Raw genomic sequence first — 15,959 nt, forward strand, 5'->3', positions numbered from 1 at the left:
TGGGGAGATATGATGGAAAACACTGCCTTGTCCGCACAAGAGGTTGATGCGTTATTCGCGCCTTTAAAGGGTGAACAACGCATTGCTATTGGTGTGTCTGGTGGGGGCGATTCCCTAGCACTTCTCATATTATGTTATGAATGGTCTAACCGGTTGAAAACCGGTCCAGAAATAGTTGTTTTCACCGTTGACCATGGATTACGTCAAGAGGCAGCACAAGAGGCAAAAGGGGTTGCCGATCTATGCAATACGCTTGGTATCACGCATAGGACTTTGATCTGGCAGCATAATAATGACATTGGTAGTGTGCAAACCAGTGCACGTGAAGCACGTTTGAACCTTTTGGAAAATGCGGCCTTTGATGCCGGGTGTGCACGGTTGTTATTGGCGCATCACCTTGAAGATCAAGCAGAAACTTTCCTTTCGCGTTTGGCGCGTGGCAGTGGCGTTTATGGGCTGAGCGCTATGGCATTTGAGCGCGACGGAGCGCTTGTTAAAATAACAAGGCCTTTACTCAAAATATCAAAAGATAAACTATTACAGTGCCTTAGGGAACGCGGAGTTGATTGGGTGGAAGACCCTAGCAATCAAGACAGGGCTTATTCACGGGTGCGGATTCGCCAGCTACAGCCAAAACTGGATGAAATCGGGCTCAGCGTTGCACGGGTTACAGCGACTGCAAAAGCGATGAATCGTGTACGAGAAACGGTTCAATACTATGTCAAAAAGCACCTAAATGATTGTACGGTGGTGCATGCTAGTGGGGCGGTGCGTGTCGAATTGCCAACGCTGATGCAAGCGCCGCTTGAAATACAGTTGCGCTCCTTGGCGCAATTACTACAAGGTGTGAGTGGTGCAACCTTTACCGCAAGGCTTGAATCATTGGAGCGCACCCTTGAAGAGATTGCTCACCCCTCATTTAGAGGAGGGACACTTTCCGGGGTACAAATCAAGCGCGGACGCGCGAAAAAAAATATGGCTGCCTTAAAAACTGACCCTGCGAAATATTTGTACTTTTACAAAGAGCGGGGGCGTGTCGAAATTCCATCGCTATATTTTAACAGATGTGAAGATATAGTCGCTTTAACTCCTGGCAGGAATTTGGTTTGGGATAAGCGATTTTCTATCAATAATAATAGTGAAGCGCACATTTGCAGATACATGAATGCTGACCCTAAGCAAGCGCAGTGCGATATGATTCGTGCCTTGGGCGAGGAGGATTGGGTAAAGTTTGGGCTAAAAGCCCCAGAAGAATGGCCTCGAGAAGCTTTTTTTACAGCTCCTCTTGTTGTTTTTGCAGGACAACTACCCTACATCCCATGGGATAAAGAGTTTGATAGGCAATTGCGCAATTCCTTAAGCGAGGAAGAGTTGCAATTGCGAGAGTTGAGAGTTGAAGAGGGGCTTACACTGGAGCTTATAAAAAGGTTTTAAATTATCGCTGGTTCGCTTTGAGTATTTAAAGTTGCTACTGCGCTTATTTACAGTCGGATTAAGATCTACAGAAGTGCTTTTTAAATTCAATTAGAATGCGCCTCGGTTTACGGCTGGAAAACCAAATCACGTTAGAATGCCAGACTAAGACTTTTCTCTTTTATAGTGGACACCTTGGCAGATGCGACAATGCTGCCTATGTTAGTGTTCAGTAAACTAGGACGTGAAGACTGCCGCCCATAGCGGTAAAGGGATCGAAATGAACACAAATTTCCGGAATTTTGCCCTATGGGTGATTATCGGTCTGTTATTAATCGCATTATTCCAAATGATGCAGGGAGCAGGTTCGAACCGTGCTTCTGATGAAGTTGCATTCTCGCAGTTCCTGTCGCAGGTTGAAGGCAGCGAAGTACGCGATGTAACCATTCAGGAACAGAAAATAACCGGCACTTATAACACCGGAGGCAAGTTCCAGACTTATGCGCCTCAAGGTGCGCAATATGTTGAATTGCTGCGGGCCAAAAATGTTATTGTTAAAGCGGAGCCACCCGCTGAAAACTCTACACTGGTAAATGTGCTCATTTCCTGGTTCCCGATGCTGCTTATTCTGGCTATCTGGATTTTTGTCATGCGCCAGATGCAAGGTTCCGGTGGCAAGGCGATGGGCTTTGGTAAATCCAAGGCCAAGCTACTCACCGAAACCGCTGGTAAGGTGACGTTTGAAGATGTTGCCGGTATTGACGAAGCCAAAGAAGACCTACAAGAAATTGTCGAGTTCTTGCGTGATCCGCAAAAATTCCAACGTCTTGGTGGCCGCATTCCACGTGGTGTTTTGCTGGTTGGCCCTCCAGGTACTGGTAAAACCCTGACAGCACGCGCTGTTGCCGGTGAAGCGGAAGTACCCTTCTTTACGATCTCCGGTTCTGACTTTGTTGAGATGTTTGTGGGTGTTGGTGCTTCTCGCGTGCGCGATATGTTCGAGCAAGCCAAGAAAAACTCGCCCTGCATTATCTTTATTGACGAGATTGACGCCGTGGGCCGCCATCGTGGTGCCGGCCTTGGCGGTGGTAACGACGAGCGCGAGCAAACCTTGAACCAGTTGCTGGTTGAAATGGATGGTTTTGAGGCGAACGAAGGCGTTATCATTATTGCTGCGACCAACCGTCCTGATGTTCTGGACCCTGCATTGCTGCGTCCGGGCCGTTTTGACCGTCAAATCGTGGTGCCTAATCCGGATATCATGGGCCGTGAAAAAATCTTGAAAGTGCACATGCGTAAAGTGCCGTTGGCACCGGACGTTGACGTACACACCTTGGCGCGCGGTACGCCGGGCTTCTCGGGTGCTGATTTGATGAACCTCGTGAACGAGGCCGCACTACTGGCCGCACGCCGTAACAAGCGCCTTGTTACCATGAGCGAATTTGAGGACGCTAAAGATAAGGTAATGATGGGTGCGGAGCGGCGTACATTGGTGATGAGCGAAGAAGAGAAAAAACTGACCGCTTATCACGAGGCTGGCCATGCTTTGGTGGCCAAACATATGCCAGCGTCTGACCCGATTCACAAAGCAACTATCATTCCGCGTGGCCGTGCACTGGGTATGGTGATGCGTTTGCCGGAGAAAGACCAGGTTTCCCTGACACGCGCCAAGTGCCGCGCTGATTTGGCGGTGGCAATGGGTGGCCGTGTGGCAGAAGAAATGATTTTTGGTTACGAAAAAGTGACTTCTGGTGCGGGTGGTGACATTCAGATGGCGACCCGCCTCGCCAAAGCCATGGCGACGCAATACGGTATGTCTGACGCGTTGGGGCCACTTTTGTATGGTGAAAACCAAGAGGAAGTCTTCTTGGGGCACTCTGTAGCCAAGAACCAGAATATTTCCGATGAAACACAAAAGCTTGTTGATTCAGAAGTGAAGCGGTTTGTGACTGAAGGGCTTGAGAAAGCCGAGCAGATTTTGAAAGATCACGAAGACCAGCTACACGCTATTGCACAAGGGTTGCTTGAATATGAAACCCTAAGCGGCGATGAAATTGACAAGCTGCTGCAAGGTGAGCAACCGGTGCGTGATATGGGGGAAAGTGTTAAAACTTCCCGCCCTGCCTCCGGTGTGCCGAATGCGGGTGCAAAAGCTTCTGAAGGAGATAGCGAGCAACCGGCAACGGAAGCGCCGAAGACCGAGGATAGCGAGGGTGAGGCTCCCAAGCCGCAACCTGAGAGCTAACGCGCTTTTAAAAACGTGATTTAAAAAACCCGGCCAATGTGCCGGGTTTTTTGTGCCGTGTAACATATAAACATAAAATTTGAGAGGAAACCGACAATAAGAAGGGGAATTGCAAGGAGTTTCAGTGTAAGAAATGCACAAAACGAGGCAAGGGTTTACCCTTCACAAGCATTGTATGACTGCGAGTAAAACGTAAGGAAAATGAATGACACGGGCGTATTTTGGAACCGATGGAATCCGTGGCAAGGCAAACAGTTGGCCCATAACGCCTGAGGTTGCTTTAAAGCTCGGGATGGCAGCCGGTATAGTGTTTCGCCGTGGCAAACATCAGCACCGTGTCGTGATTGGTAAAGATACCCGCCTCTCTGGTTATATGATTGAAAATGCACTCGTGGCCGGTTTTACAGCCGTTGGCGTTGACGCTTATGTGCTAGGCCCCATGCCAACACCGGGCGTTGCCATGTTGACTCAATCGTTACGTGCCGATTTGGGCGTGATGATTTCGGCAAGCCATAACCCGTTTTATGACAATGGTATCAAGTTTTTTGGACCAGACGGCTTTAAGCTTTCCGATGCGGTTGAGCTGGAAATCGAACGCTTGTTGGAAACCGATTTGGCCTCCCAATTGGCAGGCTCTGAGGGACTGGGCCGCGCAACCCGTATTGAAGGTATGCGTGATCGTTATATGGAATTTGCCAAGCGCACCATGCCGCGTGGTATATCGTTGGAAGGGATGCGCATTGTTATCGATTGCGCCCATGGCGCGGCTTACAAAGTAGCCCCTGATGTATTGTGGGAGCTGGGTGCAGAAGTCTTCCCGATGGGGGTGGAGCCAAACGGCTTCAACATCAACCGCGACTGCGGCTCGACATCGCCACAAGCCCTTTGCGACAAGGTGCATGAAGTGCGTGCGGATATTGGTATCGCCCTTGATGGTGACGCCGACCGGGTGATTATTGTTGACGAGAACAGCAAGATTATTGATGGCGACCAGCTCATGGCTGCCATTGCCCAATCGTGGAAACAGGATGAGCGCTTGTCGGCTCCCGGTATTGTGGCCACTGTCATGTCGAACCTTGGGCTTGAACGCTTTTTACAAGGCGAAGGCTTGCATCTGGCGCGGACAAAAGTGGGCGATCGTTATGTGGTCGAACATATGCGGGCGCATGGCTATAATGTGGGCGGCGAGCAGTCTGGCCATATTGTGATGTCTGATTTTGCAACAACGGGTGACGGCCTTGTTGCCGCGTTGCAATTGCTTGCTTGTGTGAAGCGCATGAACAAGCCGGTTTCGCAAGTATGTAAACGCTTTGAACCGGTGCCGCAGATTCTCAAAAACGTGCGTTATGCCGGTGGCAAACCTTTGGAGCACAAAAAGGTGCAGGAAGCGATTAAAGCCGGTGAAGAAAAACTGGGCGAAAATGGCCGTCTTGTTATCCGTGCTTCTGGTACAGAGCCACTTATTCGCGTGATGGGTGAAGCAGATAACCGCGATACGCTGGTATCGGTAATAGACGATATTGTCGGGGCCGTTGAAAAAGCGAGCGTTTAAAATACTTTAGCGCTGTAAATATTACGCTCAAAAAATAGTAATGTTGAAACGGGGTGTTGCGTGCGATGCCCCGTTTTATATGCAATGGAGCAATTGCTTATAAAACAGTTTGCGATTTCATAGAAGCATACAAACTGCTTTAGTTTATTATTTTGACGCGTATTCTTAACCGAAAACCGGTATCCACTTTTCGGGAATACGCTCTAGTGTAACGATTGCTGGTATTGGCTTTGCGTTATTTATGGTTAAGAAACTCCTAGTTGGTTAACATCTAGGTAATCTAATATTGTTAGAAATACCTTGAGCTACTGTAGGTCATGCAGTAATTGAGGTTAATATATGCGTTTTAATTTGGGCTATTTATTTGGATTCCTAGGCTTTTTGGTGAGTCAGCATGCGCTGGCTGTGGATTTGCCCGAGCCTATGATTGCGCATGACCCGATACTGCCGCAGGTGAATACAAGTGGTTGGTATTTGCGTGGCGATATCGGCTTTGCAAAACAGACTGGTCCGCGTATCTCTTCGCTAACACGCCATGTTGATGCTGACAGCCAATTAACTGCCAGCGGTAATTTTGGCGTGGGCTACCGGCTTGGCGAGAGTTTTCGTGTCGATTTAGGTGTGCAAGCCTTATTTCCCCGTGAGGTTTCGGCATTACAGCCGTGCGCGTTGGCTTGCGCGCGGACCTCTAAAGATCATCTGCAGGTCAGTGCGGTTGCTTCGCTGGTTAACATTTATGCTGATTTAGGAAACTATGGCGGCTTTACCCCATATGTGGGGGCGGGGCTTGGTGCTGCTTATGTGCGTACTGCGGATGTGCTTGCGCATAACAGCGATAATAGTGAGGTCCGGGCGCGCGGTGCTGGCAAATGGAATTTTGCTTATGCGCTGATGGCGGGGACCAGCTATGAAATAGATCAGGCATGGTCCGTTGATGCCGGTTACCAGTATCTTGCACTTGGAAGCGGTGAAACCGAGGCCTACACACTGGACGGACAGCAGACACGAATGCAGCTGAAAAATTTAAACACCCATAACGTGCGGTTGGGGCTGCGCTATCAATTTGGCGGCAGTGAGGTTCATCAGCCCGGTGTGTTCCCCAATAGCTATATGCCAGTGCGTTAAGCTGTAATTGCAGCCGATCTGCAATTACCCACAGCGTGTAAACCGGCAAATCCTGTCGTGATTACTGCTTTACGCCCCAATGTTTTGAGGGGCTTATGTATTACTTAAAAATATTTCGTGGTTTTGAAAATATAATCGCATTCGAGTTGCACTTTTTTAGTTGACCTCACTTCAAGTTTGGCCTAGTTCTGTTGGTGGGACACCCCTCCCCAACGAGGGGCGCCTATCTGTGAGGGTAGCTACATGGCTAATATTGAAGTACCGGCTGTTAAGCCGATGAATCCGCATTTCTCTTCGGGTCCGTGCGCGAAGCGTCCGGGTTGGGAACCTGCCATATTGGCAGACGCGCCTTTGGGCCGCTCCCACCGCGCTAAAATTGGTAAGGCGAAACTGCAAGAAGCAATCGACCTGACCCGCGAAGTTCTCGAAGTTCCTTCAGACTACAAAATCGGTATTGTTCCTGCATCCGACACTGGTGCCGTTGAAATGGCATTGTGGTCTTTGCTTGGCGCGCGCCCTGTCGATATGCTGGCATGGGAAAGCTTTGGCGCTGGCTGGGTGACAGATGTTGTTAAGCAGTTGAAGCTTGCCGATGTACGCCGCCTTGAAGCCGACTACGGTGTCTTGCCTGACCTGTCTCAGGTTAATTTTGACCATGATGTTGTATTTACTTGGAATGGCACAACTTCTGGCGTTCGTGTTCCTAACGCTGAGTGGATCCCGGCGGACCGTCAGGGCTTAACCATTTGTGATGCAACTTCCGCAGCATTCGCCCAAGAGCTGGACTTTGCCAAGCTTGATGTGGTTACTTTCTCTTGGCAGAAGGTACTTGGCGGTGAAGGCGCACACGGTATTATTATTCTCTCTCCGCGTGCTGTTGAACGCTTGGAAAGCTATACACCAGCGTGGCCGTTGCCGAAGATTTTCCGCCTGACCAAAGGTGGCAAGCTGATCGATGGTATCTTTACCGGTGCAACGATCAACACACCAAGCATGTTGTGTGTTGAAGACTATCTGGACGCGCTGAAATGGGCGAAAAACATCGGTGGTCTTGAAGCCATGGTTGGCCGTGCCAATGCAAACGCTGGTGCCATTGCCAACTGGGTTGCCAAAACCGACTGGATCGACTTCCTGGCTGTTGCCGAAGATACCCGTTCCAATACTTCAGTTTGTCTCAAGATTGTTGATAGCGACATTCAAGCGCTGGACGATGCTGCCCAAGCCGCTTTTGCTAAAGCATTGGTTGCGGCACTGGATAAGCAGGGCGTTGCCTATGACATTGGCGCTTACCGCGATGCGCCATCTGGTTTGCGTATCTGGACCGGTGCGACTGTTGAGCTGGCAAATGTCGAAGCGTTGCTTCCGTGGCTTGACTGGGCGTTCGCCAGTGAAAAGGCAAAACTGAGCGCATAAGCTGCGCAATCGTCTTTATCTATTACCGTCTATATTAGACGACGAGATGCCCCCGGTCGCAGACATGCGGCCGCTCCTCCTATCCCTATGCACGAAGGATTAGATCCGTGGCACCTAAAGTACTCATTTCCGATAAGCTCTCCGAACGCGCCGTTCAGATTTTCAAAGATCGTGGCTGCGATGTCGACTTCATGCCAGAAGTTGGCAAAGACAAAGAAAAACTTGCTGAAATTATTGGCCAGTATGATGGCTTGGCGATTCGCTCTGCAACCAAAGCGACCGAAAAAATTATTGCAGCGGCAACCAACTTGAAGGTTATTGGCCGCGCAGGTATTGGTGTGGACAATGTGGATATCCCAGCAGCGACCGCTAAGGGTATCATTGTCATGAACACCCCGTTCGGTAACGCGATCACCACAGCAGAGCATGCCATTGCAATGATGTTCTCTGTTGCCCGTCAGGTGCCTGCTGCAGATGCATCAACCCAAGCTGGCAAGTGGGAAAAATCCCGCTTTATGGGGACTGAAATCACTTCTAAAACGTTGGGTTTGATTGGCTGTGGTAACATTGGTTCTATCGTTGCCGAGCGTGCCATTGGCCTGAAAATGAAAGTGGTTGCTTTCGATCCTTTCCTCTCTCCAGAGCGTGCTGTTCAGTTGGGCGTGGAAAAGGTTGAGCTTGAAGAGCTCTTCAAGCGTGCAGATTTTATTACCCTGCATACACCGCTCACTGATAAAACCCGCAATATCATTGATGGCGATGCGATCGCCACTATGAAAGACGGTGTTTACATCATCAACTGTGCTCGTGGTGGTCTGGTTGATGAAGTTGCGCTGCGTGCGGCATTGGATAGCGGTAAAGTTGCCGGCGCCGGTTTCGACGTGTTCACCGAAGAGCCTGCAAAAGAAAACGTTCTGTTTGGTGCGCCTAATCTGGTTTGTACACCACACCTTGGCGCTTCTACCGACGAAGCGCAGGAAAATGTGGCGCTGCAAGTTGCTGAACAGATGTCTGACTATTTGCTGAACGGTGCTGTAACCAACGCACTAAACATGCCGTCAATTTCTGCTGAAGAAGCACCGCGCCTCGCACCATTTGTAAAACTGGCTGAACAGCTTGGTTCCTTTGCGGGTCAAGCAACCGAAACCGGTCTTAAAGGTATTCGCATTGAATACGAAGGCGATGTTGCGGAAATGAACGTTAAGGCGTTGACCGCAGCCGCTGTGACCGGTGTGCTGAAGCCTTTGCTACAAACTGTTAACATGGTTTCGGCTCCTGCCATGGCCAAAGAACGCGGTATCCAGATTGAAGAAGTTCGCCGCGAGCGCCAAGGTGCCTACGAGAATTACATTCGTTTGTCAGTGATCACCGAGCGTCAGGAGCGTTCTGTTGCGGGTACCGTGTTTGCTGATGGCAAACCGCGTGTTATCCAGATTAAAGGCATCAACATGGAAGCCGAGCTTGGCGAAAACATGTTGTACGTGACCAACGAAGATAAGCCGGGCTTTATCGGCCAGCTGGGTATGATCCTTGGTAATGCCGGTGTGAACATTGCAACCTTTAACTTGGGCCGTATGACAGCCGGTGACGAAGCGATTTGTCTGGTTGAGGTTGATGGCGAAGTTAGTGAAGATGTAACCGCACAGATTGAAGCGATTTCACAGGTGAAACAGGCGAAGGTTTTGAAGTTCGCTTAAGCGAACTTCACTGAAACACGCTTGTAAAAATAATAAAATCACCTTCCAGAAAGCCGGCCTATTGGTCGGCTTTTTGTATTTGGCTAAGCTCTTTTCCAAAATAGTTTACGTGGTAGTTTGCCTGAAATGAGTAGTAGCGCAAAGAAGATAAATGCACCGCCTATCCAGTGGTTTTGCTGTAATTGCTCGCCTAAAAAAACATAGCCAAGAACAATGGCTGAAAGCGGTATGATAAGTGTTACCAAAGAGGTGTTGGTGCTACCGGCATCGCGGACCAGTTTAAAGTAAATCAGAAAGCAAGCAGCCGTGCAGACAATAGCCAGTACGGCTACAGCTATCCAAACTGTGAGCGAGATATTTGCCAGTTCAAACAGGAACATTGACTGGCCAGGTGCCCAACCTACGAAAAGGCTTGGCGAAAGTATGAGCGTTGATGCCGACAGCTGCCCTGTTGCAAGGGTGTATGTAGAGTATTGCTGCATGCGCTTGGCCAGCATAAAGGCAAAGGCATAGGAAAGTGCTGCTGTGAGGCATAAAATTTGCGGCAGCAGCATGCCATTGCTTTTGGAAAAAGCATCTTGCCCCATCAATATGGCCACACCGGCAATACCAAATAAAGCCGCCACTAGTTTTGCGGCTGTCAGGCGTTCGTCACTGGTGGCGAGTTGCGCCAGTAGCATGGTAAATATTGGCGTAAATGCATTTAAAACAGCTGCCAGACCGGAGGGAATATACTGCTGGCTCCAAAAAAGCAGCGTAAACGGCACCACGTTGTTAATGAGACCAAGTAAAAGGAAAATCGGAATGTCTTTGATAGTTAGGCGCAAGGCAATGCCGGCGATAGCGGCGTAAAGCCAAAGGGCAATTGCTGCGAAAAACACCCTTAGAAACACAAGGGGGAGTGCCGGAATTTCCATAACGGCAATTTTAGCGGTGAAGAAGGCACCGCCCCATAGGGTCCCCAGTGTGAGTAAAAGAGCCCAGCTTAAAAGCGTCATTTGTTTTGGCAAGGCTGGTGCATTGGGAGTGCGCATTATTTTTTGCCCTTAAATAAATTTGAGAAACTTCGCGATTTTTTTAAGCACTTGCCAAAGAGCACACAACCCGTTTTGCGAGGGCTTATGGTGCGGGCAAATAATGATGATAACACACGAAAAATTGCCAGGAAATATGCTAGTAAGACTCGTCATTTTCACTAGGCTTCTATATAAGGTTTAGGGATAAACTCACCTGCGTGAGTGTGCTGTGACTTTGCCGTGGCGCTTGCCAGCCGTATCCATTCGTTCTGATACGTTAAAGTTGATAGCGTCCAGAAATCACAAAAAGAATTTAATACGCCGCAGGAGGGCGAATATTTCATGGCCAACGTGGTTGTCGTAGGATCGCAATGGGGTGATGAAGGTAAGGGGAAGCTGGTTGACTGGCTCTCTGAACAGGCTGATGTTGTTATCCGCTATCAAGGTGGACACAATGCCGGTCATACCCTTGTAATTGATGGCGAAAGCTACAAGTTGGCATTGCTACCTTCTGGTGTCGTACGTGGTAAACTATCTGTTATTGGTAATGGTGTTGTTATCGACCCACATGCACTTGTTGCGGAGATCGAACGCCTGGGCGCGCAGGGTGTTACAGTAACCCCTGAAATTTTGCGTATTGCCGATAACGCAACACTAATTTTGTCTTTGCACCGTGAGCTGGATGCGTTGCGTGAAAATGCAAGCCCGGAAGGTACAAAGATTGGTACCACCAAGCGTGGTATTGGCCCTGCTTACGAGGATAAAGTGGGCCGCCGCGCTATCCGCGTGATGGACTTGGCGAATTTGAACACTTTGCCTGCAAAGATTGACCGGTTGCTCACCCACCATAATGCTTTGCTGCGTGGCTTGGGCCTTGAGGAAATTTCTGCGCAGACCATTTATGACGAATTGGCAAGTGTTGCGGATAAAATTCTGCCGTTTATGGATAAGAGCTGGTATTTGCTGGACCAGGCGCGCCGTGAAGGCAAGCGCTTGTTGTTTGAAGGTGCGCAAGGTGCACTATTGGACAACGACCACGGCACTTACCCGTTTGTGACTTCCTCTAATACGGTTTCGGGCCAAGCGACAACCGGTTGTGGTTTGGGTCCTAATTCTATTGACTATGTTTTGGGTATTACCAAAGCTTATACCACACGTGTGGGCGAGGGGCCTTTCCCGACCGAACAGCAAAACGAAGTCGGTGAGTTCTTGGGTACCAAAGGTCATGAGTTTGGCACCAACACGGGACGCCGTCGCCGTTGCGGCTGGTTTGATTCTGTTATTGTACGTCAAACAGTTTGTACCAGCGGTATCACTGGGATTGCATTAACAAAGCTTGACGTATTAGATGGTCTGGAAGAAATTAAGATTTGTGTTGGCTATGAATTGGATGGCGAGCGCATTGATTATCTGCCAGCTTCGCAAGGTGCTCAAGCACGGGTTGTGCCAATTTATGAGAGCTTCCCTGGATGGAAAGAAACCACTCAAGGGGCACGTTCGTGGGCAGAGTTGCCAGCACAAGCAATTAAGTATGTGCGGCGGATTGAAGAGTTGATTGGTGCGCCGGTGGCGGTTCTTTCAACCAGCCCGGAACGTGATGACACAATTTTGGTGCAAAATCCGTTCCAAGACTAAGAGTTAAGGAAGTGCCTGGGGGCTAGAGGCGAATTATGGCGGACTATTATTCCGTTTTAAAAAAGACCATTGCTGGTCTTCAGGAAAACACCGGTTCAGCACGGCGCGCTGTTTATCAGCGCGCCCGAAAAGCTATTGCAAAACAGCTTAAAAATTATGATCCGCCTTTATCTCCCTCGCAGATAACGGAGGAGCAGCTTCGACTTGAAGAATGCATCCGAAAAGTTGAAGCGGAAGCTGCGCGAGAAACATTGGGCTTGCCAGCCAAGGAAGCCGATGCCAACAGCCAGCGATATGAAGCGATTAAAGCTGCATATATAAATGAAAAGCAAAACCTGCCCACACAGGACGCTGCCGCTAAGCCCGTTGCAAACAAGCAGGACGGCGTAGCAGAAGGGCAAGAAGTGCCCGTAGGTAGCGATGTGGCAAGTAGCAATGGCGATGATGTATTCAAGCAAGCTGTCGCTGCCGCCGAGACACTAGGCGAAGCGGCTGGAGCAACCGAGAGCCCGCAAACGACAGCGCCCGCAGATGCTGCGAATAATGAAGTGGCGCAAGATGCCAAGCAAGCCGCTTGGAAGAAGTTCGTTAAAAAAGAAGAGAAGTGGGTCCCGGGTCAAAAAACTAACCAGCGGGATAACAATCAAAAGCTTGAGGCTAAAGAAACGCCGGATACCAATGGACGTCGACGCCGCGCCGATCCACGATTGGATAAACTCGACGAGGAAATGGCTCAAGAGCCCGCCTATGGCTACATGAATGAAGGGTTGCAGCCTTCCAAAGGTCCGCAAGTTGCCGGTTTTGGTATTGTGGCCCTTATTGCCGTTGTTGTTGTTGCCGGTGTTTTCTATTTTCAAAAAGATGACCTTGCCAAGCTATTTTCCAGATCAGGTAGCGACAACACTCAGGTGGTTACCAAGGATAGTTCGCAGGGCGCAGCAACTTCATCTGGTAGCAAAAAACGTGAAGACCGTCTGCTTGGCGGGGCTTCGCACCAAGCAGACGAAGTGCGCAATGTTTCTTCAAGTACTGTCACTTCACAAAGCGAGATAGCCAGCACGGATTTGGCTGAAAATGGCCAGGTCCAGCCAGTTAATAGTGCGCAGGTAACAAATAGCGTACCGACTGCGAACAACCTGCAGGCCAGCAACCCGCTACCAGAGCAAAGCGAGGCCAGCTTCCTTTACGAAGAAGGGGCTGACAATAAATTGGCCGTCCGCAAAGGCAATGTTGTTTGGCGTTTGGAAAAAGACGCTAGTGGAGTGGCCAGTGTCATTGCCAAGGCGCAGGTGCCGGATCGTGGCATTACTGTAACAATGAGTTTGAAGCCAAATTCTGATAGCTCGTTGCCAGCCAGTCACTTGTTAGAGCTTACATTCGAGCTTCCCGAGGGATTTGATGGACAGGGTATTGCTAAGGTACCGGCACTGGTGCTGAAAGCGAGTGAAGAGGCATCCGGTGACCCACTCAATGGTGCTGCGGTACAAGTCTCGCAAGATTTGTTCTGGATTGCTCTTTCCGATTTAAAAGAGGAGCTGAATGCGAATATGCAGCTGCTCAAGGAGCGTGAGTGGGTGGATGTGCCTTTACTTTATGCCAATGGCAAGCGGGCGACACTGACCTTCCAAAAAGGGGAAAGCGGTCAGCGGGTTATCGAAGAAGCAATGCAGACCTGGTAATTTTGTTGGTTTATGAACAGCCCCTCGTGCTTAAGTATGAGGGGTTTTTATTGGGCTGTGCGTTGAACAGCTCGTATTTGGGGGCTTTTAGCTATAGGCACAGCTCTGGGTTGTCCATATAATTTTGCCAATTAAGTTCTTCATTTATAAAAAGCACTTGCATATCAAAAGCAATCGCTGCAAATTACCAAAATTCCGAGGGGTGCTCTTTAAAAGAGCTGAGATGGTGTTCGTGCCGGACCCTTTGAACCTGATCCGGGTCATGCCGGCGAAGGGACTGGAACCTGAGCCCAAATCCCGGGTCTTCCATTAGATTTCCGCAGTGCGGAGATGGGAGATCCTGCTATGAAAACTGCGCTATTGGCGCGAGCCTCCAGAAGCTCTGCGCAAATTCGGCACTTACTAGAAGTGCTGCTGATTGCCTTGGTGTTTGTCACCGCTTGGCATTTCTTCGTGATCCTGAGCGAAGTTCCCCCCTACATGTTGCCGGGGCCCAAAGCTGTTTTTGAACGGCTTGTTTCACAATGGGCGTTTTTGATGGGGCATGCCTACATTACGGCGGTTGAAACCCTGCTTGGCTTTGTTATCGGGGTGAGTGCGGGGGCGTTTCTCGCCATTGTTATGGCGTTTTCTCCGCTGCTATGCCGGGTTATTCAGCCACCAATTACCGCCAGTCAATCGCTGCCGGTATTTGCCATTGCGCCATTATTGGTGTTGTGGTTTGGCTTTGGCTTGGGATCTAAAATCATTATGGCAGTTTTGGTTATCTTTTTCTCGGTGACCTCGACCTTTCATGATGGTTTGCGCAGAACATCGCCGGAGCTGTTGGACCTTGGCGGCCTGCATCGGCTTTCACGCTGGCAAATACTACGGTTTATTCGTATTCCAGCGGCCATGCCATCGCTCGCTTCTGGCATTCGTATTGCAGCGGTTTTTGCGCCCATAGGTGCCATTGTCGGCGAGTGGGTGGGGGCTAAAGGTGGGCTTGCTTTTATCATGTTGCAGTCCAATGCCCGCATGCAAACGGCAACAATGTTTGCCGCCCTGTTGATATTGGCTGTCATGGTGCTTTTGCTGCGCTACATGGCCGAAAAGCTGACACGCCTAATTGTGCCCTGGCAGGATATCACCAATTAATCTCCATAATCTAGGTTTTGCGCGGGGACCTTCGCGCTTTCAAGCCCTTGGTTTATCTAAAAAACTCTCAATAACGAGGATACTCATGAAAAAACTAGCAGGTATTGCACTGGCAGCGTTTACGCTGTTATCCCAGCCAACATACGCCAGTGAAAAACTGACTGTATTGCTGGATTGGTTTGCAAACCCAGACCATGCGCCAATTGTGGTTGCCAAGCAGCGTGGCTTTTTTGAAAAAAACGGTTTGGATGTAGAGTTGATTGAACCTGCTGATCCGGCCATGCCACCAAAGCTGGTTGCAGCGGGGCAGGGGGATATTGCTATTTCCTACCAACCAACTTTCCATGCGCAGATTGATGAGGGCATGCCATTGGTGCGTATTGGTAGTTTGGTTACCACTCCTTTAAACACACTGACAGTTCTGGCTGATGGCCCGATCAAAACCCTTGCCGACTTAAAAGGCAAACGTATTGGTTATTCTGTTTCCGGTTTCGAAGATGCCATGCTTGGGGCCATGTTGAAAAAAGCGGGCCTGACACTGGATGATGTTGAATTGATTAATGTGAACTTCTCGCTCTCACCAAGTTTGTTGGCGGGGCAAGTGGATGCGGTAATTGGTGGTTACCGTAATTTTGAGCTCAACCAGATGCATATTGAAGGTGTGGAGGGCAAGGCCTTTTACCCGGAAGAAAATGGTGTGCCTTCCTATGACGAGCTGATTTATGTGGCTCACAAAGACCGTGTAAATGACAAAAAACTGTCTGCTTTTATGGCCGCAATTGAAGAGGCAACGATTTATCTGCTCAACCATCCGCAAGACAGTTGGAAGGCATTCCTTGAAGCATATCCTTCTTTGGATGATGAGCTGAACCGCTTGGCATGGAAAGATACATTGCCACGCTTTGCCAGCCGTCCAGCAGCGTTGGATACCGGCCGTTATGAGCGTTTCGCAGCATTTTTGAAGAAAAACGGCTTGATTAAAAATACGCCGCCGGTTGAAAGCTATGCGATGGAAATTCGCTAATGAATATAAGAGGCGCTGCTGCT

The 15,959-nt window shown here is 49.5% G+C and carries 11 protein-coding genes and 1 riboswitch; of the genes, 10 read left to right on the forward strand and 1 reads right to left on the reverse strand.

What is annotated here, in order from left to right; all coding sequences use genetic code 11:
• Positions 1-12 precede the first annotated feature (12 nt).
• From tilS to serA, 6 genes are all read left to right on the forward strand, one after another.
• Positions 13-1,434, forward strand: coding sequence for a tRNA lysidine(34) synthetase TilS (tilS, locus tag AYK67_RS12405; protein ID WP_068087140.1), 1,422 nt, complete (start codon positions 13-15; stop codon positions 1,432-1,434).
• 259 nt (positions 1,435-1,693) lie between these two features.
• On the forward strand, positions 1,694-3,658 hold the full coding sequence (gene ftsH / locus AYK67_RS12410; RefSeq protein WP_068087146.1) for an ATP-dependent zinc metalloprotease FtsH: 1,965 nt from the start codon (positions 1,694-1,696) through the stop codon (positions 3,656-3,658).
• Between the two features lie 205 nt (positions 3,659-3,863).
• On the forward strand, positions 3,864-5,210 hold the full coding sequence (gene glmM / locus AYK67_RS12415) for a phosphoglucosamine mutase (protein WP_068087149.1): 1,347 nt from the start codon (positions 3,864-3,866) through the stop codon (positions 5,208-5,210).
• Positions 5,211-5,549: 339 nt separating this feature from the next.
• Positions 5,550-6,335: an outer membrane protein gene (locus tag AYK67_RS12420; protein WP_068087152.1), complete on the forward strand. Its 786-nt coding sequence runs from the start codon at positions 5,550-5,552 to the stop codon at positions 6,333-6,335.
• Positions 6,336-6,578: 243 nt separating this feature from the next.
• Positions 6,579-7,748: a phosphoserine transaminase gene (locus tag AYK67_RS12425; RefSeq protein WP_068087155.1), complete on the forward strand. Its 1,170-nt coding sequence runs from the start codon at positions 6,579-6,581 to the stop codon at positions 7,746-7,748.
• Positions 7,749-7,855: 107 nt separating this feature from the next.
• Positions 7,856-9,445, forward strand: coding sequence for a phosphoglycerate dehydrogenase (gene serA, locus AYK67_RS12430; protein ID WP_068087158.1), 1,590 nt, complete (start codon positions 7,856-7,858; stop codon positions 9,443-9,445).
• 83 nt (positions 9,446-9,528) lie between these two features.
• On the opposite strand, the gene AYK67_RS12435 is transcribed toward serA, so the two are convergent.
• Entirely contained in the window at positions 9,529-10,479 is a 951-nt protein-coding gene (locus AYK67_RS12435; protein ID WP_208976291.1) for a DMT family transporter, read from the reverse strand.
• A 324-nt stretch (positions 10,480-10,803) separates the two neighbouring features.
• On the opposite strand from AYK67_RS12435, the gene AYK67_RS12440 reads away from it, so the two are divergent.
• The 4 genes from AYK67_RS12440 (at position 10,804) to AYK67_RS12455 (ending at position 15,936) form a co-directional block, all read left to right on the forward strand.
• Entirely contained in the window at positions 10,804-12,096 is a 1,293-nt protein-coding gene (locus tag AYK67_RS12440; RefSeq protein ID WP_068087161.1) for an adenylosuccinate synthase, read from the forward strand.
• Between the two features lie 35 nt (positions 12,097-12,131).
• Complete coding sequence (locus AYK67_RS12445; RefSeq protein ID WP_068087166.1) at positions 12,132-13,775, forward strand: hypothetical protein; 1,644 nt, start codon at positions 12,132-12,134, stop codon at positions 13,773-13,775.
• A 188-nt stretch (positions 13,776-13,963) separates the two neighbouring features.
• A riboswitch (TPP riboswitch) is annotated at positions 13,964-14,070 on the forward strand.
• Positions 14,071-14,120: 50 nt separating this feature from the next.
• Positions 14,121-14,912: an ABC transporter permease gene (locus tag AYK67_RS12450; RefSeq protein WP_173645117.1), complete on the forward strand. Its 792-nt coding sequence runs from the start codon at positions 14,121-14,123 to the stop codon at positions 14,910-14,912.
• Positions 14,913-14,997: 85 nt separating this feature from the next.
• On the forward strand, positions 14,998-15,936 hold the full coding sequence (locus AYK67_RS12455; protein WP_068087169.1) for an ABC transporter substrate-binding protein: 939 nt from the start codon (positions 14,998-15,000) through the stop codon (positions 15,934-15,936).
• Positions 15,937-15,959 lie beyond the last annotated feature (23 nt).

Source organism: Polycladidibacter stylochi, from assembly GCF_001562055.1.
GTDB classification, from domain to species: Bacteria; Pseudomonadota; Alphaproteobacteria; order Rhizobiales; family Stappiaceae; genus Pseudovibrio; species Pseudovibrio stylochi.